Genomic DNA, 26,555 nt, shown 5'->3' with positions numbered 1-26,555 from the left:
CCGTACCCTTGTCAGTACAGCGGGCGTCATATAGCGGGCGCCCACGACTGAAGGAAAGAACACATGCTGATCGCTCAGCGCCCCTCTCTGACCGAAGAGGTGGTGGACGAGTACCGCTCCCGGTTCGTCATCGAGCCGCTGGAGCCGGGCTTCGGCTACACCCTCGGCAACTCCCTGCGTCGCACGCTCCTCTCCTCGATTCCCGGTGCGGCGGTCACGTCGATCCGGATCGACGGCGTTCTGCACGAGTTCACCACCGTGCCGGGCGTCAAGGAGGACGTCACCGACCTGATCCTGAACATCAAGCAGCTGGTCGTCTCCTCCGAGCACGACGAGCCGGTCGTGATGTACCTGCGCAAGCAGGGCCCGGGTCTGGTCACCGCCGCCGACATCGCGCCGCCGGCCGGTGTCGAGGTGCACAACCCCGACCTGGTCCTCGCCACGCTCAACAGCAAGGGCAAGCTGGAGATGGAGCTGACCGTCGAGCGCGGTCGCGGCTACGTCTCCGCCGTCCAGAACAAGCAGCAGGGCCAGGAGATCGGCCGGATCCCGGTCGACTCGATCTACAGCCCGGTGCTCAAGGTCACCTACAAGGTCGAGGCGACCCGTGTCGAGCAGCGCACCGACTTCGACAAGCTGATCGTCGACGTCGAGACCAAGCAGGCCATGCGGCCGCGTGACGCCATGGCGTCGGCCGGTAAGACCCTGGTCGAGCTGTTCGGTCTGGCCCGCGAGCTGAACGTCGACGCCGAGGGCATCGACATGGGTCCGTCCCCGACGGACGCCGCGCTCGCCGCCGACCTGGCGCTGCCGATCGAGGAGCTGGAGCTCACCGTCCGCTCCTACAACTGCCTCAAGCGCGAGGGCATCCACTCCGTGGGTGAGCTCGTCGCCCGCTCCGAGGCGGACCTGCTCGACATCCGCAACTTCGGTGCGAAGTCGATCGACGAGGTCAAGGCGAAGCTGGCCGGCATGGGCCTGGCGCTCAAGGACAGCCCGCCCGGATTCGACCCGACCGCCGCGGCCGACGCCTTCGGCGCGGACGACGACGACGCGGGCTTCGTCGAGACCGAGCAGTACTGATTCGCCTCCGGCGGGGGGCCGGGTTCTGGGCGCGCCCGGAACATACCGGCTCCGTCCGCCGGAGTGAGGCTCCGTCCTCAATCGCCGGACGGGCTCTGATGAGCCCGCCCGGCACGAAATCTGCCGTGGGGCGGCCGCCCTACGGGTCCTGACACCGGTACCTGGTACGGCCGGTGCAGCCAGAAGGAGAAACAATGCCGAAGCCCACCAAGGGTGCCCGTCTGGGCGGCAGCGCCGCGCACGAGAAGCTTCTGCTGGCGAACCTCGCCAAGTCGCTGTTCGAGCACGGCCGCATCACCACCACCGAGGCCAAGGCGCGCCGGCTGCGTCCGGTCGCGGAGCGCCTGATCACCAAGGCGAAGAAGGGCGACATCCACAACCGTCGCCTGGTGCTGCAGACGATCACCGACAAGAGCGTCGTGCACACCCTCTTCACCGAGATCGCTCCGCGCTACGCCGAGCGTCCGGGTGGCTACACCCGCATCACCAAGATCGGTAACCGTCGTGGCGACAACGCGCCCATGGCGGTCATCGAGCTGGTCGAGGGCGAGATCGCCAAGAAGGCCACCGTTGCCGAGGCTGAGGCGGCCGCCAAGCGTGCCGTGAAGGAGTCCGAGGCCAAGGCTGAGGCCGCTGAGGCGACCGAGGCCGTCGAGGACGCCAAGCCCGAGGCCGAGCAGGCCTGACGCCAGGCATCGTCACCATCGCCGGGTGGGCTCAGTGGAGCCCACCCGGCGATTGGCGTGTTTGAGAGGATTCACCGCGTGAGCGATGACGTAGCGCCCGGTTTCGTACGGGTACGGCTTGACCTGGCGTACCACGGCGCGGAGTTCTCCGGCTGGGCGCGCCAGCGCTCCCGCCGGACCGTGCAGGGCGAGCTGGAGTCGGCCATCACCACGGTGCTGCGGTTGCCGGAGCCGGTGGAGCTGACGGTCGCCGGGCGAACCGACGCCGGGGTGCACGCCCGGGGGCAGGTCGCGCACGTGGACCTGCCCGAGGAGGTCTGGGCGCGGGAGAGCGGCAAGCTGCTGCGCCGGCTGGCCGGGCGGTTGCCGCACGACGTACGGGTGTGGCGGGTCGGCGAGGCGCCCGCCGGGTTCAACGCGCGCTTCTCGGCGATCTGGCGGCGGTACGCCTACCGGGTGGGCGACCACCCCGGCGGGGTGGACCCGCTGCTGCGCGGGCACGTGCTGTGGCACGACCGTCCGGTGGACGTCAACCTGATGAACGAGGCGGCCACCCTGCTGCTGGGTGAGCACGACTTCGCCGCGTACTGCAAGAAGCGCGAGGGCGCCACCACCATCCGCAGGCTGCTCGAACTGCACTGGGAGCGCACCGCGGACGGCCTGGCGGTGGCGACGGTACGGGCGGACGCCTTCTGCCACAACATGGTGCGGGCGCTGGTCGGCGCGATGCTGCTGGTCGGCGACGGGCACCGGCCGGTGGGCTTCCCCGGTGAGGTGCTGGCCGGCCGGGTGCGGCACTCGGCGGTCAACGTGGTGCGGCCGCACGGCCTGACGCTGGAGGAAGTCGGTTATCCGGCCGACGAGTTGCTGGCCGAGCGGGCCGCCGAGGCGCGCAACAAGCGGACGCTGCCCGGTTGCTGAGCTGGCAGCGGAAGGCCCCGTTGTCCGGGGGATCCCGAGCTAGCGTTGGGCGTTGCCCCGTTGGACGATTTCGTTGAAAACGAACGTCGCGATGTCGTTGCCCGACTGGAGGCCCTGGGTGTCGGCGGCGGTCAGCGAACCGCCGTTGGCCAGGCCCGCGATGGTGAAGTAGGCGTAGCGGCCGATGGAGTTGGTGCTCATCCGGCAGGCCGCGGCGTGGCAGAACGTGCCCACGCCGCCGCCGGACAGCGGTAGCACATAGCCCTGCGCCTGGTTCTTGGCGGCGTCCGCGGCTGACTTGGTGTCGAAGACGGCGACGCCGACGGTGACCGCCACCCCGCCCCTGGTGTAGGTGGCGCGCAGCAGCTCGCGGCAGCCGTTGTCGGCCAGGGCGGTGCCCAGGCCGCCCGCCGCGGCGCCGGCGCAGCTGTTGGTGGAGTCGGTGGCGGCCTTGGCGTAGGTGCGGCCCTGCACGGTCACCCTGGCGCCGGGGAAGAGGCTGTCCGGGGTGATCGGCGCGGTGTCCTTGCGGGCGTCTGAGATGACGGCCAGCGGGTTCGGCGGAGGCGGCGGGGTGATCGCCGGGAAGCTGGTGGTGGGCGTCGGCTGGGCGCTGCCGGTGGCCTGTCCGCTGGGGCCCGGCCGCGGCTGGCCGTGGTGGCCGGTGGCGATGACGGCGGTGGCGACGATGCCCGCTATCGCCGCGGCACCGAGCACACCGCCGCCTATGAGCAGCAGCCTGCGGCGCCGGTTGCCGGCCTCGGTACGCTCCGCGAGCGCCGACCAGTCCGGTTCCTGCGATCGCTGTGGTTGCGGTTGCGGTTGCGGTTGTTGGGGTGGGTAGCCGTAGGCGGGGCCGAAGGACTGCTGGGAGCCGGGTCCGGGGTATCCGTACCCCTGGCCGAAGGCATGGGGGGTACCCCCCTCGTCGGGACGGGGGTGCTGCGGCTGCGAAGGCCCTTCCGTCATGGCGCGCATCCTATTAGCTGCGATTAGTCCTTGGGACCCGGGTGAAAACCGCTTTGGCGGGCGGCGTCGACGGGTGAGAATCGCGCCATGGGCCATGTGGACGCCGCACACCTCGAGTACTACCTGCCGGACGGCCGGGTGTTGCTCGGCGATGTCTCCTTCCGGGTCGGCGAGGGCGCCGCGGTCGCGCTGGTGGGGGCCAACGGTGCGGGGAAGACCACGCTGTTGCGGCTGATCGCGGGTGAACTGGCGCCGCACGGCGGCACGGTGACGGTCAGCGGCGGCCTCGGTGTGATGCCGCAGTTCGTCGGCTCGGTACGGGACGACCGTACGGTGCGCGATCTACTGGTCTCCGTCGCTGCGCCGCGCATCCGGCTGGCCGCGGCGGCGGTGGACTCCGCCGAGCTGGCGATCATGGCGCAGGACGACGAGCCCGCGCAGCTCGCGTACGCGCAGGCACTCAGCGACTGGGCGGAGGCCGGGGGCTACGAGGCCGAGACGCTGTGGGACATGTGCACCACGGCGGCGCTCGGTGTGCCGTACGAGCGGGCGCAGTGGCGTGAGGTGCGCATGCTGTCCGGCGGTGAGCAGAAGCGCCTGGTGCTGGAGGCGCTGCTGCGCGGCGGGGACGAGGTGCTGCTGCTCGACGAGCCGGACAACTACCTGGACGTGCCGGGCAAGCGCTGGCTTGAGGAGCAGTTGGCGCAGACCCGCAAGACGGTCCTGTTCGTCAGCCACGACCGGGAGTTGCTGGCCCGCTCGGCACAGAAGATCATCAGCGTTGAGCCGGGTCCGGCGGGCAGCGACGTGTGGGTGCACGGTGGCGGCTTCGCCACCTACCACGAGGCGCGCAGGGAACGGTTCGCCCGCTTCGAGGAGTTGCGCAGGCGCTGGGAGGAGGAGCACGGCAGGCTGAGGGCGTTGGTGCTCAGGCTGCGCCAACAGGCGGCCAACAGCGCGGACATGGCGTCGCGGTACCACGCCGCGCAGACCCGGCTGAAGAAGTTCGAGGACGCCGGGCCGCCGCAGGAGCCGCCGCGCGAGCAGCGGATCTCCATGCGGCTGGCGGGCGGCCGTACCGGGGTACGGGCGCTGACCGCCAAGGGGCTCGGGCTCACCGGCCTGATGAAGCCGTTCGACCTGGAGGTCTTCTACGGGGAACGGGTGGCGGTGCTCGGCTCCAACGGTTCCGGCAAGTCGCACTTCCTGCGGCTGCTCGCGGGTGAGGAGGTCGAGCACACCGGTGAGTGGCGGTTGGGGGCGCGGGTGGTGCCAGGGCACTTCGCGCAGACGCACGCCCATCCCGAGCTGTTCGGCCGCACGCTGGTGGACATCCTGTGGACCGAGCACGCCCGGGACCGGGGCAAGGCGATGAGCGCGCTGCGCCGGTACGAGTTGGAGCGGCAGGGGGACCAGCGCTTCGAGGACCTCTCGGGCGGGCAGCAGGCCCGGTTCCAGATCCTGTTGCTGGAGTTGGCGGGGACGACCGCGCTGCTGTTGGACGAGCCGACGGACAACCTGGACCTGGAGAGCGCGGACGCTCTCCAGGCGGGCCTGGAGAGCTATGCCGGCACGGTGCTCGCGGTCACCCATGACCGCTGGTTCGCCCGCTCCTTCGACCGCTTCCTGATCTTCGCGGCCGACGGCACGGTCCGGGAGGCCCCGCACCCCGTATGGGACGAGCGCCGGGTGGCCCGGGACCGGTAGAGGAACCGCCGCGGCGGGGACCGGCGGTGCCGAGCCGACCGCGGCCCCGGGGCCGGGCCGCGGGGCCCGCGGTGGTTGCTGCGTGTTGGACGGCACCGGCAAGCCCGGTGGCGTCTTAGCATGCGACGTGTGAATTCGGGCAAATCGGAAGAACCAGGTGTTACGGCCTGGCTGGTGCAACGCGCCTCACGGCCGATGCAGGCCGCCACCGCCGTCCTGCTCCTGGTCGTGATCTTCGAGGCCTACCGACGCAGCGGCACCGACGGCATGGACAACGCCTTCGTCGTCAGAGCCGCCCACAGCTTCCTCGACGGCGGCTCGCCCTACTCCGACCGCCGCTTCCTCTATCTGCCCAGCAGCGTGCTCGCCGCCGTCCCCGAGGCGCTGCTCCCCGCCGTCCTGCTGCGCGTCCTGGTCCCGGCCGTCACCACCGCACTCGTGCTCGCCGGCTGGTGGTGCGCCCTGCGCGTGTTCGACGTGCCGGGCCGCAGCCGCCTCGGCGTGCTGGTCGGCGCGGGCCTCGCGTTCTTCGCGCCCTTCCGCAGCCTGGTGCTGCTCGGCAACTGGACGGCCGCCTGCGCCGCCGCCCTGCCCTGCGCACTGCTGCTGATCACCCGCTCGCGGTGGACCGTGGCCGGTGCGGTGGTCGGGGTGGCGATCGCGCTCAAGCCGATGCTCATCCCGTTCGCCCTGCTGTTCCTGTTCGCCCGCCGCCCGAGGGCGTTCGCCCTCGCCGCGGCCATCCCTGCGGTGGCCTCGGCCGCGGCGGCGGCCGCCATGCCGAACCCCACCTTCTTCTTCTCCCGCACCCTGCCCTTCCTGCTGCACGGCCAGGACCAGTTCGCCCGCCCCTTCGACGCGTCGCTGGTCGCCGTGCTGCCCCGGCTGGGCGTGCCGCAGGACGTGGCGCTGCTGGTCGCCGTGGCGGCGTCCGGAGCCGGGGTGTGGTGCGCCTGGCGGCGCTGGTCCGGTGCCGGGATCGGAGGTACCAGCCGGGCCGAGCGGCTACGGCTGGTGGAGACCGGTGCGATGCTGATGCTCAGCGCCTTCCTCGTCTCCCGCCCGTCGTTCGAGCACTACGCGCTGGTCGTACTGCCCACCCTGCTGGCCTCCGCGGTGGTGCCGGACTCGGTGGTGCGCACGCCGTGGTTCTGGCTGGCGCTGGTGCCGCAGGTGCCGGTGATCCAGTGGCCGCTGCTGGTGCCGGTGACCCGGCGGGCCTTCAAGGACGCGGCGATGCTGTGCGGCCTGGCGGCCGTGCTGGCCTGGCGCTGCCTGCGCGGTCGGCGGGTGCTGGTGCCCGAGCAGGGCGGGGCCGCGGAGGCCCGGACGGCGGGGTCACGGGCAGCGTTTTGACCTGTGCGGCGATGCCCGGGTACGCTTCAGATTCGAAATTTATGCGTATTGGCTTGCTCGTTCTCACGTGAGAGGCCGTTACGCCGGTCCACCGGGCCGATGACCAGCGGAGGCACACGGTATGCGTCAACCGTGTGCCGCCAGGGCTGTCGTGATCGTCCGGGTGGTCTTGTCAGGACCCACTCACTGAAGAAGCGAAGGCTACGACCGTGCGTACGTACAGCCCCAAGCCCGGCGATGTCCAGCGCCAGTGGCACGTCATTGACGCGCAGGACGTTGTCCTGGGCCGTCTGGCCTCCACGGCCGCGTCCCTCCTGAGGGGCAAGCACAAGCCGGTGTACGCGCCTCACGTCGACACTGGTGACTTCGTCATCATCGTCAACGCCGACAAGGTGCACCTGTCCGGCAACAAGCGGACCCAGAAGATGGCCTACCGCCACTCCGGCTACCCGGGTGGTCTGCGCTCCGTCCGCTACGACGAGCTGCTGGACAAGAACCCGGAGAAGGCCATCGAGAAGGCCGTCAAGGGCATGCTGCCGAAGAACACCCTGGGCCGCCAGATGCTGTCCAAGCTCAAGGTGTACTCGGGCGACCAGCACCCGCACGGCGCTCAGCAGCCGGTGCCGTTCGAGATCACCCAGATTTCGCAGGGCTGAGTCCCAGCCACCATCGACTAGAGAAAGCATCTGAGGAGAATCGTGGCTGAGACCACCCCTGAGGCCCCGCTGGCCGAGGACGAGTTCGCAGGCGAGTACACCACCGAGACCGTCGCGGGCCTGGAGGAGTACACCTCCGAGTCGCTGGCGTCCCGCTTCGGCGAGCCGCAGCCGGCCGCCGGCACCGGCCGCCGTAAGCGCTCCGTCGCCCGCGTCCGCATCGTGCCGGGCTCCGGCAAGTGGAAGATCAACGGCCGCACCCTGGAGGAGTACTTCCCCAACAAGGTGCACCAGCAGGAAGTCAACGAGCCGTTCAAGGTTCTTGAGCTGGACAACCGTTACGACGTCATCGCCCGCATCAGCGGCGGCGGCATCTCCGGCCAGGCCGGTGCGCTGCGCCTGGGCGTCGCCCGCGCCCTGAACGAGGCGGACGTCGACAACAACCGTCCGACCCTCAAGAAGGCCGGCTTCCTGACCCGTGACGCTCGCGAGATCGAGCGCAAGAAGGCCGGTCTGAAGAAGGCCCGCAAGGCGCCGCAGTACAGCAAGCGCTGATCACGCCTTGTCGATACGCCCCGGAGGCACTTTGTGCGCCTCCGGGGCGTTCGCTTAACCGGTGCTTTTTGGGACCGCATTTCCTGGGGGACAAGTCACCCAGACCCCCAATTTCTCGGAGGAAGCACAGTGGGACGACTCTTCGGTACGGACGGAGTCCGCGGTGTCGCCAACGCCGACCTGACCGCCGAGCTGGCGCTCGGTCTGTCGGTCGCCGCGGCGCATGTGCTCGGTGAGGCCGGCACGTTCGACGATCATCGGCCGGTGGCCGTCGTCGGGCGCGATCCGCGCGCCTCGGGTGAGTTCCTGGAGGCCGCCGTCGTGGCGGGCCTGGCCAGCGCGGGCGTGGACGTGCTGCGGGTCGGTGTGCTGCCCACCCCGGCGGTGGCGTATCTCACCGGTGCGCTGGGCGCCGACCTCGGGGTCATGCTGTCCGCCAGTCACAACCCGATGCCGGACAACGGCATCAAGTTCTTCGCCCGCGGCGGCCACAAGCTCGCCGACGAGTTGGAGGACCGGATCGAGGAGACCTACCGCGGGCACTCCGCCGGTCAGCCGTGGAACCGTCCGACCGGCGCCGGAGTGGGCCGGGTGCGGGACTACGACGAGGGCTTCGACAACTACGTCGCCCACCTGATCGGCGTGCTGCCCAACCGCCTCGACGGGCTGAAGATCGTCATCGACGGGGCGCACGGCGCCGCCGCCCGGGTCTCCCCGGAGGCGTTCGCCCGGGCCGGCGCCGAGGTGGTCACCATCGGGACCGACCCCGACGGCCTCAACATCAACGCGCAGTGCGGCTCCACCCACATCGAGAAGCTGCGCGCCGCCGTCGTGGAGCACGGCGCGGACCTGGGCGTGGCGCACGACGGGGACGCCGACCGCTGCCTGGCGGTGGACGCCAAGGGCGAGGAGGTCGACGGCGACCAGATCCTCGCGGTACTGGCGCTGGCGATGCGGGAGTCCGGCGCGCTGCGCAAGAACACCGTCGTCGGCACCGTGATGTCCAACCTCGGCTTCAAGCTGGCGATGGAGCGCGAGGGCATCGACCTGGTGCAGACCGCGGTCGGCGACCGCTACGTGCTGGAGTCGATGAAGGAGAACGGCTTCGCGCTCGGCGGCGAGCAGTCCGGCCATGTCATCATCCTCGACCACGCCACCACCGGAGACGGCACGCTGACCGGTCTGATGCTGGCCGCCCGGGTCGCCGCCACCGGCCGCCCGCTGGCCGAGCTGGCGGGCGTGATGAAGCGGCTGCCGCAGGTGCTGGTGAACGTGCCCGACGTGGACAAGACCCGGGTGGCCACTACGCCCGCGCTGACGACCGCGGTCACCGAGGCGGAACGTGAGCTGGGCGGCACCGGCCGGGTGTTGCTGCGCCCGTCCGGTACCGAGCCGCTGGTCCGCGTGATGGTGGAGGCGGCCGACATCGACCAGGCGCACGCGGTCGCCGGGCGCCTGGCCGACGTGGTCAAGTCCACGCTGGGCTAGGTGAGTTCGAAGGAGTTGGGGGAGCTCGCCTCCCCAACTCCCTCTCAGAGCTTCCGGAGTGACAACCGCCGCACCTTGTGGTCCGGGCCCTTGCGGAGTATCAGCGTCGCCCGGCCCCGTGTGGGGGCCACGTTCTGTTCCAGGTTGGGGCGGTTGATGGTGCGCCACAGCATCCGCGCGTAGTCCACCGCCTCCTCCTCCGGCACCTCGGTGTACTTGCGGAAGTACGAGAACCGGTTCTGGAACGCGGTCTGCCGCAGCATCCGGAACCGGTCCAGGTACCACCGCTCGATGTCCTCGGTGCGCGCGTCGACGTACACGCTGAAGTCGAAGTAGTCGGCGAGACCGACCCGGGTCAGTCCGTCCTTGCCCGGTAGCGCGGGCTGCAGCACGTTCAGCCCCTCCACGATCAGGATGTCGGGCCGCCGCACGGTGAGCCGTTCGCCCGGCACGATGTCGTAGATCAGGTGCGAGTAGACCGGCGCGCTGACCTCGTCCTTGCCCGCCTTCACGTCCGCCACGAACCGGGTGAGCGCCCGCCGGTCGTACGACTCGGGGAACCCCTTGCGGGACATCAGGCCGCGACGGTGCAGTTCGGCGTTGGGCAGCAGGAAGCCGTCGGTGGTGACCAGTTCCACCCGCGGATGCTCCGGCCAGCGGGCCAGCAGCGCCTTCAGGACGCGGGCGGTGGTCGACTTGCCGACCGCGACGCTGCCCGCCACGCCTATGACGAACGGCGTGCCGGACTGCGCGCCGTGCCCGGTGCGCGCGTCGCCGAGGAACGTGTTCAGCGCCCCGCGCAGCTCCGTCGTGGCGCCGACGTACAGGTTGAGCAGCCGCGACAGCGGCAGGTAGACGTCCCGTACCTCGTCCAGGTCCATCAGGTCGCCGAGCCCGCGCAGCCGCTCGACCTCCTCGGCGGTCAGCGGCAGCGGCGTCCGCTCGCGCAGCGCGCTCCACTCGGCGCGGGACAGGTCCACGTAGGGGGTCGCCTCGCGGCGGGCGGCCGTTGTCGGTGATGACACGGGAACCATTGTGCGACCGCGTAATGCGGCGTTCATGTTCGGGGGTGCACGGACCGCCACACCTGCGGGATGCGGTCGGCGAGTTCGTGGGCGCCGAACGGCACGGGGGCCTCTCGGCCGGCCAGGCCGTGGAGATAGGCGCCGACGGACGCCGCGTCGCCCGCGGCCAGGCCCGCGGCCAGCAGCGAGCCGGTCAGCCCGGACAGCACGTCGCCGCTGCCCGCGGTGGACAGCCAGGCGGTTCCGGTGGGGTTCACCCGCACCGGGCGGCCCTGGCCGGCGACGAGGGTGGTCGAGCCCTTGAGCAGCACTGTCGCGTCGTACGACTCGGCGAGCCGCTTCACGTGTGCCAGGCGGGCCGCCTCCACGTCGGCGCGGTCGACGGAGAGCAGGGCCGCCGCCTCACCGGCGTGCGGGGTGAGCACGGTGGCGGCGGTACGGCGGCGGATCTGGTCGCGGTCGGCCAGCCGCAGCCCGTCCGCGTCCACCAGCACGGGCACGTCGGAGCCGAGCACCTCGGTCACCGCCTGCCGGGCCGCCCGGTCGTCGCCGAGGCCCGGTCCGACCACCCAGGCCTGCACCCGGCCCGCCTTCGACGGCGGACCGGAGGACACCAGCGTCTCCGGGTAGCGTGCGATGACCGCCGCCGCGCCGGGCCCCACGTACCGCACCGCGCCCGCGCCGCCGCGCAGCGCGCCGCTCACCGCGAGTACCGCCGCGCCCGGGTAGCGCTCGGAACCGGCGACCACGCCGACCACGCCGCGCCGGTACTTGTCGCTCTCGCCGCTGGGGGAGGGGAGCAGCGCGGCAACATCGGCGTGCTGGAGCGCTTCCAGCGCGGGTTCCGGGAGGTACGGGCCGAGGCCGATGTCGATCAGCCGCAGTGCGCCGGCGTGTTCCGCGGCCGGGTCGATGAGCAGGCCGGGCTTGTACGTGCCGAAGGTGACGGTGGCGTCGGCGTGTACGGCTTCGCCCGGGGTCTCGCCGGTGTCCGGGTCGATGCCGCTGGGCAGGTCGACGGCGACGACGGTGGCGTGGGACTCCCGTGCGGCGCGTGCGAGCTGGGCGGCCTGCGGGCGCAGCCCGCCCCTGCCGCCGATGCCGACGATTCCGTCCATGACGAGGTGGGCGTCGGCGATGGCCGGGGCGGCGTCTTCAGGGGCCAGGGTTCGGCCGCCGGCGCGGCGCAGTGCGGCCAGGCCGCCGGGGTGGGCCTTGTCCGGGTTGAGCAGTACGGCGGTGACGCCGGCGCCGCGACGGGCGAGGCGGGCGGCGGCGTAGAGGGCGTCGCCGCCGTTGTCGCCGGATCCGGCCAGTACGACGACGCGCCTGCTGTAGGCGCCGTGCATCAGGGCGCCGCAGGCGGCGGCGAGGCCGGCGGCGGCGCGCTGCATCAGGGTGCCCGGGGGGAGCCGGGACATGAGGGTGCGTTCGGCTGCTCGGACGGTCTCTACGGTGTGCGCGTGCCGCATGCGGTTCCTTCCGTGGGGGATGCCCACCCTCCCCACCCGTTACCGGGATCGTATGGGCAACCTCGCGCGCTGTCTGTTCGTGGGGCGGGGCCGGGGGCGGAGGGGTGGGGGTCCTGGACCGTATATTTACGGGCCGGTTGCCCCCAGCGTTGTGTGCGCCGGAAGTTCGGCCCGCAAATACACGTCAGCGTCCAGGACCCCCACCCCTCCGCCCCCGGCCCCTCGCGGTGTTTTCTGCGCTCGCGGGTCGGGGGGCATTCGGCGGCCGGGGGGTGCGATTCCTTTTGGCCTTTTCCCGTTTGGGTGCGTTGGGGGTTTGCATTCCGCTTGGCGGCGGCAGTGCGGCGGCTCGCGGGAGGGGGGTGGTGGGATGTCCGGGCGGCGGCCCCTGTGGCACGTCCCGGTGTGCTCAGCCTTCTGCGATTACCACCGCGGACGCGACGCCCGCGTCGTGGCTCAGCGAGACGTGCCAGCTCCGTACGCCCAGTTCCGTGGCGCGGGCCGCCACCGTGCCGGTGACGGTGAGTCGGGGGCGGCCCGAGTCCTCGGTCACCACGGTGGCGTCACGCCAGTGCAGGCCGCCCGGCGCGCCGAGTGCCTTCGCCACCGCCTCCTTCGCGGCGAACCGGGCGGCGAGCGACGCGATGCCGCGTCGCTCGCCGTCCGGCAGGTACAGCTCCTCGTCGTTGAACAGCCGCTCCACCATGCTCGGCGTCCGCTCCAACGCGGCCTGGAACCGGGCGATTTCGGCGACGTCGATGCCGACCCCGATGATCATCGGCCGCTCACTCCACCGTGACGGACTTCGCCAGGTTCCGCGGCTGGTCGACCTCGTTGCCGCGGGCCGTCGCCAACTCGCAGGCGAAGACCTGCAACGGCACGGTGGCCACGAGCGGTTGAAGGAGTGTCGGGGTGGCCGGGATGCGGATCAGGTGGTCGGCGTACGGGACGACCGTCTCGTCGCCCTCCTCGGCGATGACGATGGTCCGCGCGCCGCGCGCCCTGATCTCCTGGATGTTGGAGACGATCTTGTCGTGCAGCACCGACCGCCCGCGCGGCGAGGGAACCACCACCACGACCGGCAGGTCGTCCTCGACCAGCGCGATCGGCCCGTGCTTCAACTCGCCCGCGGCGAAGCCCTCCGCGTGCATGTAGGCGAGTTCCTTGAGCTTCAACGCGCCTTCCAGTGCGACCGGGTAGCCGACGTGGCGGCCCAGGAACAGCACCGTGTTCTTGTCCTTCAGGGAGCGCGCCAGCTCCCGTACCGGCTCCATGGTCTCCAGGACCTGGTCGACCTGCTTTGCGATGTCGGACAGTTCGCGCACCACGGAGGAGACCTCGTCGCCCCACTTGGTGCCGCGCACCTGCCCCAGGTACAGCGCCACCAGGTAGCAGGCCACCAACTGGGTCAGGAACGCCTTGGTGGAGGCGACCGCGACCTCCGGTCCCGCGTGGGTGTAGAGCACCGCGTCCGACTCGCGGGGAATCGTGGACCCGTTGGTGTTGCAGATGGCCAGCACCTTCGAGCCCTGCTCGCGGGCGTGCCGCAGTGCCATCAGCGTGTCCATGGTCTCGCCGGACTGGCTGATCGCGACGACCAGGGTGCGCGGGTCGAGGATCGGGTCCCGGTACCGGAACTCGCTGGCGAGTTCGGTCTCGCAGGGGATCCGGGTCCAGTGCTCGATCGCGTACTTGGCGATCATCCCGGCGTGGAACGCCGTTCCGCAGGCCACGATCACGATCTTGTCGATCTCGCGCAGCGCGTGCGCGTCGATCCTGACCTCGTCCAGGGTGAGCCGGCCGCTGGCGTCGATCCGGCCGAGCAGGGTGTCGGCGACCGCCTTGGGCTGCTCGGCGATCTCCTTGAGCATGAAGTAGTCGTAGCCCGCCTTCTCGGCGGCGGAGGCGTCCCAGTCCACGTGGTACTCGCGGTAGGTGCCCGGGTTGCCGTCGAAGCCGGTGACGGTGACGCCGTCCCGGCGCAGCTCGACCACCTGGTCCTGGCCGAGTTCCATGGCGTCGCGGGTGTACGCGATGAACGCGGCCACGTCGGAGGCGAGGAAGTTCTCGCCGTCGCCGAGGCCCACCACCAGCGGCGAGTTGCGGCGCGCCGCGACCACCACGTCGGGCGCGTCGGCGCTCACCGACACCAGGGTGAACGCGCCCTCCAGGCGGCGGCACACCTGGCGCATCGCCTCGGCGAGGTCACCGGCCGAGGAGTACGCCTCGGCGAGCAGGTGGGAGACCACCTCGGTGTCGGTCTCGGAGAGCAACTCGTGGCCGCGCTCGACGAGTTCGGCGCGCAGTTCCGCGAAGTTCTCGATGATGCCGTTGTGTACGACGGCGACCCGTCCGGCGTTGTCCAGGTGCGGGTGGGCGTTGGCGTCGTTGGGAGCGCCGTGGGTGGCCCAGCGGGTGTGGCCGATGCCGGTGGTGCCGGTGGGCAGCGGACGGTCGGCCAGCTCCTTCTCCAGGTTGGCCAGTTTGCCCGCCTTCTTGGCGGCGGCCAGCCCGCCGTCGGCCAGCACCGCGACCCCGGCCGAGTCATAGCCGCGGTACTCCAGCCGCTTGAGCCCGGTGATGACAACGTCGAGGGCGTTCTGGGCGCCCACGTAACCCACGATTCCGCACATGGGGGTCAGCTTAGGGGGGCCCGGTGAGCGGGTGGACGACGGCGTCGGCCACCCGAGTGGACCACGCCGGGGCGTACGGCGAGGGTACCGGGGAGTGAAGTGCGATTGTCGTACGACTGATGCCGTCCTACTCCGGTGCGCGGCGGGTCCGCCGCGGCTGACGAAAGGCCGGTGCGATGGCTGGTGTGGTGAGGTTGCGAGTCTGGGCGGGGCTGCTGACGGCGGTCACGGTGCTGCCCCTGCTGCTCGGCGGCGGCACCGCCGCGGCGGGCGGCAGATCAGGAGACCCGCGGGTGCCGCTGTACCGGCTGGTGCCGGGCGTACCGCTGCCGCGCGGGGTGGCGGTGACGCCGGACGAGACGTACACGCAGCGGATCGTGTACGGCCGCACCCCCGCCCGGCACCGTCGGCCGGCGCTGACCGCCGCGCAGATCCGGGCGGCCCGGCTCACCGAGTACGTGCCGCGCGAGGACGCGGCCGTGGTGCGGGCCAAGGGGGCGCGGCGGTACTGCTCGCCGCACGCCGGGCCGTACCAGCGGCAGATCACCCGCTTCCTGCGCCTGCTGGTGCGCAACCGGCAGAGCCGGGCCACCTGCCGGGCGATCCGCGGCTACCAGCGGGCGCACGGCATCCGTCCGGCGATCGGCTTCGCCGGTCCGGTCACCTGGGGCATGATGCGCGACTCGGTGCGCACCCGGGCGATGGACCGGAAGGCGCTGATCAAGTCGAGCGCGCGCTGGGCCTGCCCGACCGGCCCGTTCCGGATCGCCTGTGTGGACCAGGACAACCAGGAGCTGTGGATCCAGAACGGCGACGAGATCGTCTTCGGCCCGGTCCCGGTGCGCACCGGCCTGCCCGGCTACCGCACCCGCAACGGCATGCACAGCATCTACTGGCGGCACCGCGACCACGTGTCGACGATCTACCACACCCCGATGCCCTTCGCCCAGTTCTTCTCCGGCGGCCAGGCGCTGCACGGGATCATCGGCGACGTCTACGGCCCGGACGGCTCGTACGGCTGTGTGAACCTGCGGATGCGGGACGCGCAGGAGGCGTGGGACATCCTCCAGCAGGGCGACCGGGTCTATGTCTGGGGGGTCAGGCAAATGAACAATGACGACGACTAGCCACCGTCGCGCCGCCCCCGAACGGTTCCCGCCCGGGCGTGAGGCGAATGCCATAGGCACGAGCGGCGCCCCGCCTGAGACACTGACGGGGATGAACGCTGCACTTGATGAGGACGAGCACTCGGCCCCCGGCACGGCCCTGCGGGTGTGGGCCGAGGTCGACCTCGCCGCGCTGCGGGCCAATGTGGCGGCGCTGCGCGCCCGTATCGGCGGGGCCGCCCTGATGGCCGTGGTGAAGGCCGACGGATACGGGCACGGCGCGTTGGCCTGTGCCCGGGCGGCCCGCGCGGCCGGTGCGTCCTGGATCGGCACCGCCACCCCGCAGGAGGCGCTGGACCTGCGCGCCGCCGGGGTGGACGGCCGGATGCTGTGCTGGCTGTGGACCCCGGGCGGGCCGTGGCGGGAGGCGATCGAGGCGGATGTCGACGTGTCGGTCAGCGGCATGTGGGCGCTGCGCGAGGCGACCGCCGCCGCCCGCGCCGCCGGGCGCCCGGCACGTATCCAGCTGAAGTCGGACACCGGCCTGGGCCGCAACGGCTGCCAGCCCGCGGACTGGCCGGAGTTGGTGGCCGCCGCCCGCGCCGCGGAAGCCGCCGGGCTGGCCAAGGTCACCGGCATCTGGTCGCACTTCGCCTGCGCGGACGAGCCGGGCCACCCGTCGATCGCCGCCCAACTCTCCGTCTTCCATGAGGCGTTGGAGGCCGCGCGGGCGGCGGGCCTGGAGCCCGAGGTGCGGCACATCGCCAACTCGCCCGCCACGCTGACCCTTCCGGAGACGCACTTCGACCTGGTGCGCACCGGTATCGCGATGTACGGCGTCTCGCCGGTGCCGCAGGTCGGCGCGCCGGCGGACTTCGGGCTGCGTCCGGTGATGACGCTGCGGGCCCGGCTGGCCCAGGTCAAGCGGGTGCCGGGCGACCACGGCGTCAGCTACGGCCACCTGTACACCACGCCGGGGGAGACCACCTTGGCGCTGGTTCCGGCCGGTTACGCGGACGGCATTCCGCGGCACGCCTCCAACACCGGTCCGGTGCTGGTCGCGGGCAAGTGGCGCACGGTGGCCGGGCGGGTCGCCATGGACCAGTTCGTGGTGGACCTCGGCGGCGACAGCGCCCAGGTGGGCGATCCGGCGGTGCTGTTCGGGCCGGGCGACCAGGGCGAGCCGACGGTCGAGGACTGGGCGCGGGCGTGCGGCACCATCGCGTACGAGATCGTCACCCGGATCGGCGCGCGGGTGCCGCGGGTCCATCTGCACACGGATGACGACGGAAGTGGGAGCCAGGCCGTCACGGGGGGTATCTGATCCACGATGACTGACAGCAGTGGCAGTGGTGGTGGGCTGAAGTCCGCGGGCAGGTCCGCCGGGCTGGTCGGCGCGGCGATCGGGGTGCTCGCGGCGGGCGCCGCCGCGGGCGTCGCCATAGAGCGGATGACCGTGGGCCGTGCCATACGCAGCAAGGCGCGCCTGGCGCTGGACGCCACCGGCCCGTTCGGCACGCTGCGCGGCACTCCGGGCGTGGCGTACGCCGAGGACGGCACCGCGCTGCGCTACGAGGTCGAGGAGCCCGAGCCGGACGGGCGCGGGCGGCCGGGCCTGTTCCGCCGCAACGGGACCGCGCCGCTGACCGTCGTCTTCAGCCACGGCTACTGCCTGAGCCAGGACGCCTGGCACTTCCAGCGGCTGGCGCTGCGCGGCAAGGTCCGGGCGGTCTACTGGGACCAGCGCAGCCACGGCCGCTCCGCGCGCGGCCACGCCCAGCGGGACGGCGAGCCCGCCACCATCGACCAGCTCGGCCGTGATCTCAAGGCGGTGATCGACGCCGCCGCGCCCGAGGGGCCGCTGGTGCTGGCCGGGCACTCGATGGGCGGCATGACGGTGATGGCGTTCGCCGCGCAGTTCCCGGAACTGGTGCGGGAGCGCGTCGCGGGCGTGTTCTTCGTGGGCACGTCGGCGGGCAAGCTGTCGGCGGTGTCGCTGGGACTGCCCGCGATGGGCGCCCGGGCGTTCCGTGTGCTGGCGCCGAGCGTGCTGAGGGCGCTGGGCAGCCAGGCGACGCTGGTCGAGCGCGGCAGGCGGGCCACCGCCGACCTGTTCGCCGGGATCGTCAAGCGCTACTCGTTCGGCTCGGAAGTCGACCCGGCGGTCGCCCGGCTCGCCGAGCGCATGATCGAGTCAACGCCCATCGACGTGGTCGCCGAGTTCTATCCGGCGTTCACCGAGCACGAGAAGGCGGAGTCGCTGGTCGTCCTGGACGGCCGTCCGGCGCTGGTGATGGCGGGCGACAAGGACCTGCTGACGCCCAGCGACCACAGTGCGGCGATCGCCGAGCGGCTGCCGAGCGCCGAACTCGTCATCGTTCCCGCCGCGGGTCACCTGGTGATGCTGGAGCACCCGGAGGTGGTCAACGCCCATCTCGCCGCGCTGCTGGCGCGCGCCGCGGACGCGGTACGGGCGCCGCTGCCGGACGCGGTGCGCGAGCTGGCCTCCGGCCATGAGGTGACGCAGGCCGCTCGGGCGTAGCGGCGCCGCGGGCCTCCGGTCTTGCGTAGCATCGACACCCATGGGTACGACGCAGGACTTGGACGTACGGGCGCGGATCACCGTGGAGACCGCCGACCGCATGCGGGAGCTGGGCCGTCGGCTGGCCGCGCTGCTTCGGCCGGGTGATCTGGTGCTGCTCAGCGGCGAGCTGGGCGCAGGGAAGACCACGCTGACCCGCGGCCTGGGTGAGGGACTCGGCGTGCGGGGCGCGGTCACCTCACCGACGTTCGTGATCGCACGGGTCCACCCCTCGCTGACCGGAGGCCCGGCGCTGGTCCATGTGGACGCGTACCGGCTGGGCGGCGGGCTGGACGAGATGGAGGACCTCGACCTCGATGTGTCGCTGACGGAGTCGGTGGTCGTCGTGGAGTGGGGCGAGGGCAAGGTCGAGGACCTGTCCGAGGACCGGCTGCACGTCGCCATCCACCGCGGTACCGGCGACGAGGCGCACGATGTGCGGGAGGTCGTGATCACCGGGGTGGGGGAGCGCTGGACGGACGCTCCGCTGACGGAGCTCGGCTAACCGGCGCCTTCCCACCGCTGTCCGTACCCGCGGTCTTTCGCGACAGTATTCCGACAGGACGTCGGGAAGATGTTGCGCGGGGGCCGCCGGGCATGGTGTGCTTGAGGTCAGAGGTTGGTTAGGCCTGCCTAAGTTCTGGCCCGGGAGGCGACATGTCGGCCGACGGTCGTGCAGAGGTTTCCCCGGAATCGCGTGATTACCGGGACGAGACACCGATGCCGCCGATGAGTGCGCTGCTGGCCGCGAGCGCCGCCGCGCAGGCGGTCTGCACCCCGCCCCGGGCGCCGGAGGACGACCCCGAGGACGCCGAGCGGGACCAGGACGCCGCCTAGTCCGGCGCAGCGCCCGGGGGACTCAGGGGACGACGATCACCTTCGCGCCGATCAGCGCGAACTGCCACATCGCGGTGCCGTCCGCGGCCTTCTCCCGCACCCCGCCGGTCTTCTTGGCGGTCTGCGGGGACGGCGCGGAGCCGTCCACCGCGGCGGAGAAGCCGATCGTCGTACCCCGCACCACGGCGAACCGCACCACATGCTCGATCGGCACCCCGTCCGTGCCGGTGACCCGCTCGGAGCGGGAGGTCACCGTGTACGTGCCCGGGTTCGGGGAGACCGAGCCGGGAGTGACCGTGAAGCCGCGCTCCACCTGGTCGTCGGCGGACACCAGCCACACCCGGCGCTGCGCCAGGGAGTACACGATGCGCTTGCCGTGCCCGGAGGCGGGGGGCAGCGCGATCGGCTCGGGGGAGGGCGCCGTCGAAGGAGCCGTGCTCGGACGGGCGGAGGCGCTGGGCGCGGTGTGCGACCGGCCGGTGTGGTCGGGCGCGGCGGACGCCTGCCAGGCGAGTACGCCGATGGCCGCTAGCGCGGCGGCGGTGAGGCCGGTGACGATCGTGCCGGAGGCAATCCTTGCCATGGGGAGACGTTAGCACCGGGTCACTGACCCGTTGGCGTTCGGGTTTTTCCCACCCGGGCACCTGTTCGCGGCTGCGCGCGTGCGGGTGGGAATTCCCCCACCGCCGGCCACAGTGCGCCGGAACCCAAATTAAGACCCCCGAAACGCGCCGTAGGCTGTCTACCGTGCTACTCGCCTTCGACACCGCCACCCCCGCCATCACCGCCGCCGTCCACGACGGCACCGCCGTGCGCGCCGAGTCGACCCAGGTCGACGCCCGCCGCCACGGCGAGTTGCTGCTCCCCGCGGTGGACACGGTGCTGAGCGAGGCGGGCATCAAGCTGGACGCGGTGACCGGCATCGTGGTCGGCGTGGGCCCCGGCCCGTACACCGGACTGCGGGTCGGCCTGGTGACCGCCGCCGCCTTCGGCGACGCGCTGGGCATCCCCGTGTACGGCGTCTGCACGCTCGACGGCATCGCGTACGCCGCCGGGCGGATGGGCGACCTGGACGGGCCGTTCGTCGTGGCGACCGACGCCCGCCGCAAGGAGGTGTACTGGGCGCGGTACACCGACCCCCGTACCCGTACCAGCGACCCGGCGGTGGACCGCCCGGCGGACATCGCCGACGAGGTGGCGGGGCTCCCGGCGGTCGGCGCGGGCGCCGTGCTCTACCCGCAGGTCTTCACCGGTGCCCGTGCGCACGCCCCGCAGAACCAGTCGGCCGCGGCGCTGGCCGCGCTGGCCGCCGAACGGCTGGCGAGCGGCGCGGACTTCCTGCCTCCGCTGCCGCTGTACCTGCGGCGGCCGGACGCCCAGGTGCCCGCCGGGTACAAGGCGGTCATGCCGAAATGACCGCCGCGCTGCGCGAGATGCGCTGGTGGGACATCGAGCCGGTGATGGCGCTTGAGGAAGCGCTGTTCCCGGAGGACGCCTGGTCGCGCGGCATGTTCTGGTCCGAACTGGCCGGAGTCCGGCACCGGGAGGCGACCCGCTACTACGTGGTGGCCGAGGACGGCGGCCGGATCGTCGGCTACGCCGGTCTCGCCGCGGTGGCCGGGACCGGTGACGTACAGACCATCGCGGTCGCCACCGACCACTGGGGCAGCGGACTCGGCGCCCGGCTGCTCGGCGACCTGCTGCGCCGGGCCACCGCCATGGAGTGCCGAGAGGTACTCCTGGAGGTGCGGGTCGACAACGCCCGCGCCCAACGCCTCTACGAGCGCTTCGGCTTCGAGCCGATCGGGTTCCGGCGCGGCTACTACCAGCCGGGCAACGTGGACGCCCTCGTCATGCGACTGACCGACCCCTCATCCGTACCCCTGCAAGGACTGATCCATGGCTGACGAACCCCTCGTCCTGGGCATCGAGACCTCCTGCGACGAGACCGGCGTGGGCGTGGTCCGCGGCCACACGCTGCTGGCCGACGCGGTCGCGTCCAGCGTGGACGAACACGCCAGGTTCGGCGGCGTGGTGCCGGAGGTCGCGAGCCGGGCGCACCTGGAGGCGATGGTCCCGACCATCCAGCGGGCGCTCAAGGACGCCGGTGTCACCGCCCGCGACCTGGACGGCATCGCGGTGACCGCGGGCCCGGGGCTGGCCGGAGCGCTGCTGGTCGGCGTCTCGGCGGCGAAGGCGTACGCCTACGCGCTGGGCAAGCCGCTGTACGGCGTCAACCACCTGGCCTCGCACATCTGCGTGGACCAGTTGGAGCACGGCGCGCTGCCCGAGCCGACGATGGCGCTGCTGGTCTCCGGCGGCCACTCCTCGCTGCTGCTGGCCCCCGACATCACCGCGGACGTGCGCCCGCTCGGCTCGACCATCGACGACGCGGCGGGCGAGGCGTTCGACAAGGTCGCCCGTGTGCTGGGGCTGGGCTTCCCCGGCGGTCCGGTGATCGACCGCTACGCGCGCGAGGGCGACCCCGACGCGATCCGCTTCCCGCGGGGGCTGACCGGGCCGCGCGACCCGCTGTACGACTTCTCCTTCTCGGGGCTGAAGACCGCGGTGGCCCGGTGGATCGAGGCCAGGCGGGCCGCGGGCGAGACGGTGCCGGTGGCGGACGTCGCGGCGTCGTTCCAGGAGGCGGTGACCGACGTGCTGACCCGCAAGGCGGTCCGCGCCTGCAAGGACCACGGGGTGGAGCACCTGATGCTGGGCGGCGGTGTCGCGGCCAACTCGCGGCTGCGGGCGATGGCCGAGGAGCGGTGTGCGGCGGCCGGGATCGAACTGCGGGTGCCGCGACCGAAGTTGTGCACCGACAACGGCGCGATGGTGGCCGCGCTGGGCGCCGAGATGGTGGCGCGCGGCCGGGCCGCCTCGGACTGGGAGCTGCCCGCCGACTCCTCGCTCCCGGTGACCGAACCGCATGTCCCCGGCCAGCACCACGCCGCGTGATGCCGACCGTCGCGTTGATGTGGGAGGCGCGCGCCGTATCGGGGCGCGGCGCCGACCTCCTGGCGTGGGTACGGGAGCTGAAGCCCGACGGTGAGCGTCAACCGCTGCGCCGCGAGGTCCTCACCGCGCCCGAGGACCGGGTGCTCGTGATCACCTGGTGGGAGGGCGGATACCGCGCCGAGGTTCCGGAACTCCCGGATCCACCAGCGGATTTGGTGCGCCGCGCGGTGCACCGCTGGCGGTTCGAGTCGGTCGGCGGCTGAGCGGGCGGCCTTCGACAGGTTCCCTCGTATAGGTGGGATTGGCCGCGACCATATCCCTTGGGTGGGGTGCCGGTTCGTAGTCTGACGGGCGTCGCCGATGCGAGGGGGTGCCCTTTGGAGGAGCCGGAGAGCGGCCGAAGGAGACTGCGCCAGCGCGCGGACTCCGTGGCCGCGGCCTTGGTCGTCCTCGGCCGCAGTCCCGAGCGCGCCGACGATCCGGCGGCCGACCTCGCCTTCCAGCACGCCACGTTGCTGGCCGCCGCCGTGGCCCCGTTCCGTGAGACGGCCGCCGATCCGCAGCTGGTCTACGGGGGCCCGGCGGTCCTGGCGCGCGGTGTGCAGAACGTGCACGACTATCCCGAGCACCGCCATCTCCCGGTCCACGAGCACCTGATCACCCACCTGGGGCTGGCCGCGGAGTACGTCCGGGCACTGTTCGGCACGGAGGGCGACGGGCGTCCGCAGCACGAACTGCTGGTCGCCACCCGGGAGTTCCTCACCGCCATGATCACCGCCGCCGGTCAGACCGCGTACCATCTGCGCTCCGCGCACCTCGGCCCCACCGGACGCCCTTCCGAGTCCGGCCTTGAGACCATCTCCTACGCCGTCAACGGTGATGTCCTCGCCTCGCTCGCCGACGCGGCGGAGCAGGCCGCCACCCGGATGCGTACGGAACTGGACCGCCTCACCGACTCCGGTGACTCCAAGGACGGTTGACGGCCGTCAGGCGGGTGCGCCGATGAGCATGGCCGGCGCTCCGGCCACCCTGGTGAGCAGTACCGTCGCCGAGTTCGGCCCCTGCGGCTTGAGCCGCCTGCGCAGCTCCTCCGGTTCGACGGCCGAGCCGCGCTTCTTGACGGTGAGCGTGCCGACCTCGCGCTCCCGCAGCAGCGCCTTGAGCCTCTTGAGGTTGAACGGCAGCGTGTCGGTGATCTCGTAGGCGGTGGCGTACGGGGTGGGGCGCAGCTCGTCCGCGGTGATGTAGGCGATCGTCTCGTCGATGAGTCGGCCGCCGAGTTCCGCCGCGACCTCCGCCACGAGGTGGGCGCGGATCACCGCGCCGTCCGGCTCGTAGAGGTACCGTCCGACCGGCCCCACCCGCGGTGCCGGCAGGCCGCCGCCGGTCAGCGCGGCGCCGTCGGGCAGCAGGGTGGCGCGCCGGGCGCCGGGTCCGGTGCCGAACCACAGCACGGCCTCCTTGACGTCTCCCCGGTCCGAGACCCACTCGGCCTCGGCGTCCTCCGGTACCGCGTCGTGCGGGATGCCGGGGGCGACCTTGAGCGCTGCGTGCGGGGCCTTGCGGGCGGCGGCCACCGCCCAGGACAGCGGGGGCGAGTACGCCTCGGGGTCGAACACCCGGCCACGGCCGCCGCGGCGGGCCGGGTCGACGAAGACCGCGTCGTACCCGTCCGTCGCCACCTCGGCGACATCCGCCCGGCGCACCTCGATCAGTCCGTCCAGGCCCAGGGCGCGCGCGTTGGCCTGGGCGACCGCGCAGGTCAGCGGTGAGCGGTCCACGGCGAGCACCTCGATCCCCTTGCGGGCGAGGGCGATCGCGTCGCCGCCGATCCCGCAGCACAGGTCGGCCACCCGCCGTGTCCCCAGCCCGGCGAACCGTGCCGCCCGGTGCTCCGCCACCACGGTCCGCGTCGCCTGCTCGACGCCGTCCGGGGTGAAGTACATCCGGTGCGCGTCCGCCCCGAACTTGGCCTCCGCCCGCCCCCGCAAGCGCGCCTGCGTCAGCGCCGCCCCCACGATCTCCGCCGGGTACGCCCGCCGCAACCGCGTCACGATCGCGATCTCGTCCGCGGGGTCGAACCCGCGCAACTGGTCGAGCAAGGCCTGGCCGTCGGGCGCGAGAAGAGAGGAGAAGCCGTCAACATCCACAGCACCATTCTCGTGCTCCGGGGTTGGCGGTCCGAACGGGGAGTGGGTACCCGCCCCCGTGAGGAGGGAAGCCCGCGGCGGCGCACCCCGGCGCGCTGGCACTCCGCTTGACCGAGTGCTAACGGAGTTCTAGGCTCGGCTCTGGCACTCCGCACCGCAGAGTGCCAACAGCGACGAGGCAGGTCCGGCACCCGCGACGACGGATCTACCAGGTCGCCACCCCAAGACACACACTCCTGTGAACTCTCCGAAGGGGGAGGTCGGATCGTGACGACCGCCAGCAAGGTTGCCATCAAGCCGCTCGAGGACCGCATCGTGGTCCAGCCGCTCGACGCCGAGCAGACCACGGCCTCGGGCCTGGTCATCCCGGACACTGCGAAGGAGAAGCCCCAGGAGGGCGTCGTCCTCGCCATCGGCCCGGGTCGCTTCGAGGACGGCAAGCGCGTCGAGCTCGACGTCAAGGTCGGCGACGTCGTGCTGTACAGCAAGTACGGCGGCACCGAGGTCAAGTACAACAACGAGGAGTACCTCGTCCTCTCGGCCCGCGACGTCCTCGCGATCGTCGAGAAGTAATCAAGGCGCGCCCGAGGGGGCGTGCCGACCGGCTCCACTACACGCAGCCGTGATCCCGCCCCGGGTTTTCCGCGTCCGTTGGACCGGGGCCCGGGGCGCGGTCTCTGACGAGGAATAGACGAGGTAGTACGCAGGTATGGCCAAGATCCTGAAGTTCGACGAGGACGCCCGTCGCGCTCTTGAGCGCGGCGTCAACAAGCTTGCCGACACCGTCAAGGTGACCATCGGCCCCAAGGGTCGCAACGTCGTCATCGACAAGAAGTTCGGCGCTCCGACCATCACCAACGACGGCGTCACCATCGCCCGCGAGGTCGAGATCGAGGACGCGTACGAGAACCTGGGCGCCCAGCTGGTCAAGGAGGTGGCGACCAAGACCAACGACATCGCGGGTGACGGCACCACCACCGCCACCGTGCTGGCCCAGGCGCTTGTCCGCGAGGGTCTGCGCAACGTCGCCGCCGGTGCCTCCCCGGCCGCCCTGAAGCGCGGTATCGACGCCGCGGTGAAGGCCATCTCCGAGGACCTGCTGGCCACCGCCCGGCCGATCGACTCCAAGACCGACATCGCCGCCGTCGCCGCGCTGTCCGCTCAGGACAAGCAGGTCGGCGAGCTGATCGCCGAGGCGATGGACAAGGTCGGCAAGGACGGTGTCATCACCGTCGAGGAGTCCAACACCTTCGGTCTGGAGCTGGACTTCACCGAGGGCATGGCCTTCGACAAGGGCTACCTCTCGCCCTACTTCGTCACCGACCAGGAGCGGATGGAAGCGGTCCTCGAGGACCCGTACATCCTGATCCACCAGGGCAAGATCTCCTCGATCCAGGACCTGCTGCCGCTGCTGGAGAAGATCATTCAGGCGGGCGCCAGCAAGCCGCTGCTGATCATCGCCGAGGACGTCGAGGGCGAGGCGCTCTCCACCCTGGTCGTCAACAAGATCCGCGGCACCTTCAACGCGGTCGCGGTCAAGGCGCCCGGCTTCGGCGACCGCCGCAAGGCGATGCTCGGCGACATGGCGGTGCTCACCGGCGCCACCGTGGTCGCCGAGGAGGTCGGCCTCAAGCTCGACCAGGTCGGCCTGGACGTACTGGGCACCGCCCGCCGGGTGACCGTCACCAAGGACGACACCACCATCGTCGACGGCGCCGGTGACAAGGCCGAGCTGGAGGGCCGGATCAACCAGATCAAGGCCGAGATCGCCGCCACCGACTCCGACTGGGACCGCGAGAAGCTCCAGGAGCGCCTCGCCAAGCTGGCCGGTGGCGTCTGCGTGATCCGCGTCGGCGCGGCCACCGAGGTCGAGCTGAAGGAGCGCAAGCACCGTCTGGAGGACGCCATCTCCGCGACCCGCGCCGCGGTCGAGGAGGGCATCGTCTCCGGTGGTGGCTCGGCGCTGGTGCACGCCTCCAAGGTGCTCGGCGACTCGCTGGGCAAGGCGGGCGACGAGGCCACCGGTGTCGCGGTCGTGCGCAAGGCCGTGGTCGAGCCGCTGCGCTGGATCGCCGAGAACGCCGGCCTTGAGGGCTACGTGATCACCTCCAAGGTGGCCGAGCTGGAGAAGGGCCACGGCTTCAACGCCGCCACCGGCGAGTACGGCGACCTGGTCAAGGCCGGTGTCATCGACCCGGTGAAGGTCACCCGTTCCGCGCTGGAGAACGCCGCGTCCATCGCCTCCCTGCTGCTCACGACCGAGACCCTGGTCGTGGAGAAGAAGGAAGAGGAGCCCGCCGAGGCCGGTCACGGCCACGGCCACGGCCACGCCCACTGAGCTGGGTAGCGCGTAGTTCCACGAAGGTCCCGGG

General features: G+C 71.9%; 26 protein-coding genes. 19 read left to right on the top strand and 7 right to left on the bottom strand.

Going from position 1 to position 26,555, the window contains the following annotated elements; genetic code table 11:
* Positions 1–63: 63 nt before the first annotated feature.
* The 3 genes from O5O46_RS03645 (at position 64) to truA (ending at position 2,690) form a co-directional block, all read left to right on the top strand.
* Entirely contained in the window at positions 64–1,083 is a 1,020-nt protein-coding gene (locus O5O46_RS03645; RefSeq protein ID WP_269853720.1) for a DNA-directed RNA polymerase subunit alpha, read from the top strand.
* Positions 1,084–1,277: 194 nt separating this feature from the next.
* Positions 1,278–1,769, top strand: coding sequence for a 50S ribosomal protein L17 (gene rplQ, locus O5O46_RS03640; protein WP_269853719.1), 492 nt, complete (start codon positions 1,278–1,280; stop codon positions 1,767–1,769).
* Positions 1,770–1,847: 78 nt separating this feature from the next.
* The gene (gene truA, locus O5O46_RS03635; protein ID WP_269853718.1) at positions 1,848–2,690 is read left to right on the top strand and encodes a tRNA pseudouridine(38-40) synthase TruA; all 843 of its coding nucleotides are present in this window, start codon (positions 1,848–1,850) and stop codon (positions 2,688–2,690) included.
* Positions 2,691–2,729: 39 nt separating this feature from the next.
* On the opposite strand, the gene O5O46_RS03630 is transcribed toward truA, so the two are convergent.
* Entirely contained in the window at positions 2,730–3,659 is a 930-nt protein-coding gene (locus tag O5O46_RS03630; RefSeq protein ID WP_269853717.1) for a hypothetical protein, read from the bottom strand.
* A gap of 87 nt (positions 3,660–3,746) precedes the next feature.
* Between O5O46_RS03630 and O5O46_RS03625 the strand changes: the two genes are divergently transcribed.
* The 5 genes from O5O46_RS03625 to glmM all read left to right on the top strand — a co-directional run bounded on the left by O5O46_RS03625 (position 3,747) and on the right by glmM (position 9,421).
* Positions 3,747–5,366, top strand: coding sequence for an ABC-F family ATP-binding cassette domain-containing protein (locus tag O5O46_RS03625; RefSeq protein WP_269853716.1), 1,620 nt, complete (start codon positions 3,747–3,749; stop codon positions 5,364–5,366).
* A 174-nt stretch (positions 5,367–5,540) separates the two neighbouring features.
* Positions 5,541–6,722 carry a glycosyltransferase family 87 protein gene (locus tag O5O46_RS03620; RefSeq protein ID WP_269853715.1) on the top strand — a complete coding sequence of 394 codons (1,182 nt, stop codon included), beginning with the start codon at positions 5,541–5,543 and terminating at the stop codon, positions 6,720–6,722.
* Between the two features lie 209 nt (positions 6,723–6,931).
* Entirely contained in the window at positions 6,932–7,378 is a 447-nt protein-coding gene (gene rplM / locus O5O46_RS03615) for a 50S ribosomal protein L13 (RefSeq protein WP_269853714.1), read from the top strand.
* Between the two features lie 42 nt (positions 7,379–7,420).
* Positions 7,421–7,933, top strand: coding sequence for a 30S ribosomal protein S9 (gene rpsI / locus O5O46_RS03610; protein WP_269853713.1), 513 nt, complete (start codon positions 7,421–7,423; stop codon positions 7,931–7,933).
* A 129-nt stretch (positions 7,934–8,062) separates the two neighbouring features.
* Positions 8,063–9,421: a phosphoglucosamine mutase gene (gene glmM / locus O5O46_RS03605; protein ID WP_269853712.1), complete on the top strand. Its 1,359-nt coding sequence runs from the start codon at positions 8,063–8,065 to the stop codon at positions 9,419–9,421.
* 44 nt (positions 9,422–9,465) lie between these two features.
* Here the strand turns inward: glmM and coaA are convergent, their stop codons facing one another.
* The 4 genes from coaA to glmS form a co-directional block, all read right to left on the bottom strand.
* Complete coding sequence (gene coaA, locus O5O46_RS03600; RefSeq protein ID WP_269853711.1) at positions 9,466–10,455, bottom strand: type I pantothenate kinase; 990 nt, start codon at positions 10,453–10,455, stop codon at positions 9,466–9,468.
* A 23-nt stretch (positions 10,456–10,478) separates the two neighbouring features.
* Positions 10,479–11,918: an NAD(P)H-hydrate dehydratase gene (locus tag O5O46_RS03595; protein WP_269853710.1), complete on the bottom strand. Its 1,440-nt coding sequence runs from the start codon at positions 11,916–11,918 to the stop codon at positions 10,479–10,481.
* A gap of 409 nt (positions 11,919–12,327) precedes the next feature.
* A complete protein-coding gene (locus O5O46_RS03590) occupies positions 12,328–12,696 on the bottom strand; it encodes a holo-ACP synthase (protein ID WP_269853709.1) in 369 nt (122 codons plus the stop codon).
* 7 nt (positions 12,697–12,703) lie between these two features.
* Complete coding sequence (gene glmS, locus O5O46_RS03585; protein ID WP_269853708.1) at positions 12,704–14,551, bottom strand: glutamine--fructose-6-phosphate transaminase (isomerizing); 1,848 nt, start codon at positions 14,549–14,551, stop codon at positions 12,704–12,706.
* A 185-nt stretch (positions 14,552–14,736) separates the two neighbouring features.
* On the opposite strand from glmS, the gene O5O46_RS03580 reads away from it, so the two are divergent.
* The 4 genes from O5O46_RS03580 to tsaE all read left to right on the top strand — a co-directional run bounded on the left by O5O46_RS03580 (position 14,737) and on the right by tsaE (position 18,743).
* Positions 14,737–15,678 (top strand): L,D-transpeptidase, encoded by a 942-nt coding sequence (locus O5O46_RS03580; RefSeq protein ID WP_269853707.1) that lies wholly within the window; start codon positions 14,737–14,739, stop codon positions 15,676–15,678.
* A gap of 91 nt (positions 15,679–15,769) precedes the next feature.
* Positions 15,770–16,981 carry an alanine racemase gene (alr, locus tag O5O46_RS03575; protein WP_269853706.1) on the top strand — a complete coding sequence of 404 codons (1,212 nt, stop codon included), beginning with the start codon at positions 15,770–15,772 and terminating at the stop codon, positions 16,979–16,981.
* Positions 16,982–16,987: 6 nt separating this feature from the next.
* The gene (locus tag O5O46_RS03570) at positions 16,988–18,199 is read left to right on the top strand and encodes an alpha/beta fold hydrolase (RefSeq protein ID WP_269853705.1); all 1,212 of its coding nucleotides are present in this window, start codon (positions 16,988–16,990) and stop codon (positions 18,197–18,199) included.
* Between the two features lie 40 nt (positions 18,200–18,239).
* Positions 18,240–18,743 (top strand): tRNA (adenosine(37)-N6)-threonylcarbamoyltransferase complex ATPase subunit type 1 TsaE, encoded by a 504-nt coding sequence (gene tsaE, locus O5O46_RS03565; protein WP_269853704.1) that lies wholly within the window; start codon positions 18,240–18,242, stop codon positions 18,741–18,743.
* A gap of 354 nt (positions 18,744–19,097) precedes the next feature.
* Here tsaE and O5O46_RS03560 read toward each other — a convergent pair whose 3' ends face one another.
* Positions 19,098–19,658, bottom strand: a complete 561-nt coding sequence (locus O5O46_RS03560) for a hypothetical protein (protein WP_269853703.1) — start codon at positions 19,656–19,658, stop codon at positions 19,098–19,100.
* 164 nt (positions 19,659–19,822) lie between these two features.
* Here O5O46_RS03560 and tsaB point away from each other — a divergent pair, with 164 nt between their 5' ends.
* The 5 genes from tsaB (at position 19,823) to O5O46_RS03535 (ending at position 23,013) form a co-directional block, all read left to right on the top strand.
* Positions 19,823–20,491 carry a tRNA (adenosine(37)-N6)-threonylcarbamoyltransferase complex dimerization subunit type 1 TsaB gene (gene tsaB, locus O5O46_RS03555; RefSeq protein WP_269853702.1) on the top strand — a complete coding sequence of 223 codons (669 nt, stop codon included), beginning with the start codon at positions 19,823–19,825 and terminating at the stop codon, positions 20,489–20,491.
* Positions 20,488–20,982 carry a ribosomal protein S18-alanine N-acetyltransferase gene (rimI, locus tag O5O46_RS03550; RefSeq protein ID WP_269853701.1) on the top strand — a complete coding sequence of 165 codons (495 nt, stop codon included), beginning with the start codon at positions 20,488–20,490 and terminating at the stop codon, positions 20,980–20,982. Before tsaB ends, rimI begins: the two co-directional genes overlap by 4 nt.
* On the top strand, positions 20,975–22,033 hold the full coding sequence (gene tsaD, locus O5O46_RS03545) for a tRNA (adenosine(37)-N6)-threonylcarbamoyltransferase complex transferase subunit TsaD (protein ID WP_269853700.1): 1,059 nt from the start codon (positions 20,975–20,977) through the stop codon (positions 22,031–22,033). Before rimI ends, tsaD begins: the two co-directional genes overlap by 8 nt.
* A complete protein-coding gene (locus O5O46_RS03540) occupies positions 22,033–22,296 on the top strand; it encodes a hypothetical protein (RefSeq protein WP_269853699.1) in 264 nt (87 codons plus the stop codon). The genes tsaD and O5O46_RS03540 overlap by 1 nt, the downstream gene beginning before the upstream one ends.
* 114 nt (positions 22,297–22,410) lie before the next feature.
* Positions 22,411–23,013 (top strand): hypothetical protein, encoded by a 603-nt coding sequence (locus O5O46_RS03535; RefSeq protein ID WP_269853698.1) that lies wholly within the window; start codon positions 22,411–22,413, stop codon positions 23,011–23,013.
* 6 nt (positions 23,014–23,019) lie between these two features.
* Here O5O46_RS03535 and O5O46_RS03530 read toward each other — a convergent pair whose 3' ends face one another.
* Entirely contained in the window at positions 23,020–24,183 is a 1,164-nt protein-coding gene (locus O5O46_RS03530) for a THUMP-like domain-containing protein (RefSeq protein WP_269853697.1), read from the bottom strand.
* Positions 24,184–24,447: 264 nt separating this feature from the next.
* Here O5O46_RS03530 and groES point away from each other — a divergent pair, with 264 nt between their 5' ends.
* Positions 24,448–24,756: a co-chaperone GroES gene (gene groES / locus O5O46_RS03525; RefSeq protein WP_269853915.1), complete on the top strand. Its 309-nt coding sequence runs from the start codon at positions 24,448–24,450 to the stop codon at positions 24,754–24,756.
* Between the two features lie 136 nt (positions 24,757–24,892).
* Positions 24,893–26,521 (top strand): chaperonin GroEL, encoded by a 1,629-nt coding sequence (groL, locus tag O5O46_RS03520; protein WP_269853696.1) that lies wholly within the window; start codon positions 24,893–24,895, stop codon positions 26,519–26,521.
* Positions 26,522–26,555 lie beyond the last annotated feature (34 nt).

Source organism: Streptomyces sp. RPT161 (genome assembly GCF_027533845.1).
Lineage (GTDB): Bacteria > Actinomycetota > Actinomycetes > Streptomycetales > Streptomycetaceae > Streptantibioticus_A > Streptantibioticus_A silvisoli_A.
The sequence above is the reverse complement of the archived record's forward strand: the minus strand, read 5'-3'. Positions and strand labels throughout refer to the sequence as shown.

Excerpts from the sequence above, each read along its gene's own strand:
- tsaE (WP_269853704.1), top strand. The coding sequence starts at position 18,240 with ATGGGTACGACGCAGGACTTGGACGTACGGGCGCGGATCACCGTGGAG.
- O5O46_RS03540 (WP_269853699.1), top strand. The coding sequence starts at position 22,033 with ATGCCGACCGTCGCGTTGATGTGGGAGGCGCGCGCCGTATCGGGGCGC.
- O5O46_RS03595 (WP_269853710.1), bottom strand. The coding sequence starts at position 11,918 with ATGCGGCACGCGCACACCGTAGAGACCGTCCGAGCAGCCGAACGCACC.
- coaA (WP_269853711.1), bottom strand. The coding sequence starts at position 10,455 with ATGGTTCCCGTGTCATCACCGACAACGGCCGCCCGCCGCGAGGCGACC.
- O5O46_RS03645 (WP_269853720.1), top strand. The coding sequence starts at position 64 with ATGCTGATCGCTCAGCGCCCCTCTCTGACCGAAGAGGTGGTGGACGAG.
- rimI (WP_269853701.1), top strand. The coding sequence starts at position 20,488 with ATGACCGCCGCGCTGCGCGAGATGCGCTGGTGGGACATCGAGCCGGTG.
- rplQ (WP_269853719.1), top strand. The coding sequence starts at position 1,278 with ATGCCGAAGCCCACCAAGGGTGCCCGTCTGGGCGGCAGCGCCGCGCAC.
- O5O46_RS03630 (WP_269853717.1), bottom strand. The coding sequence starts at position 3,659 with ATGACGGAAGGGCCTTCGCAGCCGCAGCACCCCCGTCCCGACGAGGGG.
- O5O46_RS03590 (WP_269853709.1), bottom strand. The coding sequence starts at position 12,696 with ATGATCATCGGGGTCGGCATCGACGTCGCCGAAATCGCCCGGTTCCAG.
- tsaD (WP_269853700.1), top strand. The coding sequence starts at position 20,975 with ATGGCTGACGAACCCCTCGTCCTGGGCATCGAGACCTCCTGCGACGAG.
- O5O46_RS03560 (WP_269853703.1), bottom strand. The coding sequence starts at position 19,658 with ATGGCAAGGATTGCCTCCGGCACGATCGTCACCGGCCTCACCGCCGCC.
- glmS (WP_269853708.1), bottom strand. The coding sequence starts at position 14,551 with ATGTGCGGAATCGTGGGTTACGTGGGCGCCCAGAACGCCCTCGACGTT.
- O5O46_RS03625 (WP_269853716.1), top strand. The coding sequence starts at position 3,747 with ATGGGCCATGTGGACGCCGCACACCTCGAGTACTACCTGCCGGACGGC.
- groL (WP_269853696.1), top strand. The coding sequence starts at position 24,893 with ATGGCCAAGATCCTGAAGTTCGACGAGGACGCCCGTCGCGCTCTTGAG.
- O5O46_RS03570 (WP_269853705.1), top strand. The coding sequence starts at position 16,988 with ATGACTGACAGCAGTGGCAGTGGTGGTGGGCTGAAGTCCGCGGGCAGG.
- alr (WP_269853706.1), top strand. The coding sequence starts at position 15,770 with ATGAACGCTGCACTTGATGAGGACGAGCACTCGGCCCCCGGCACGGCC.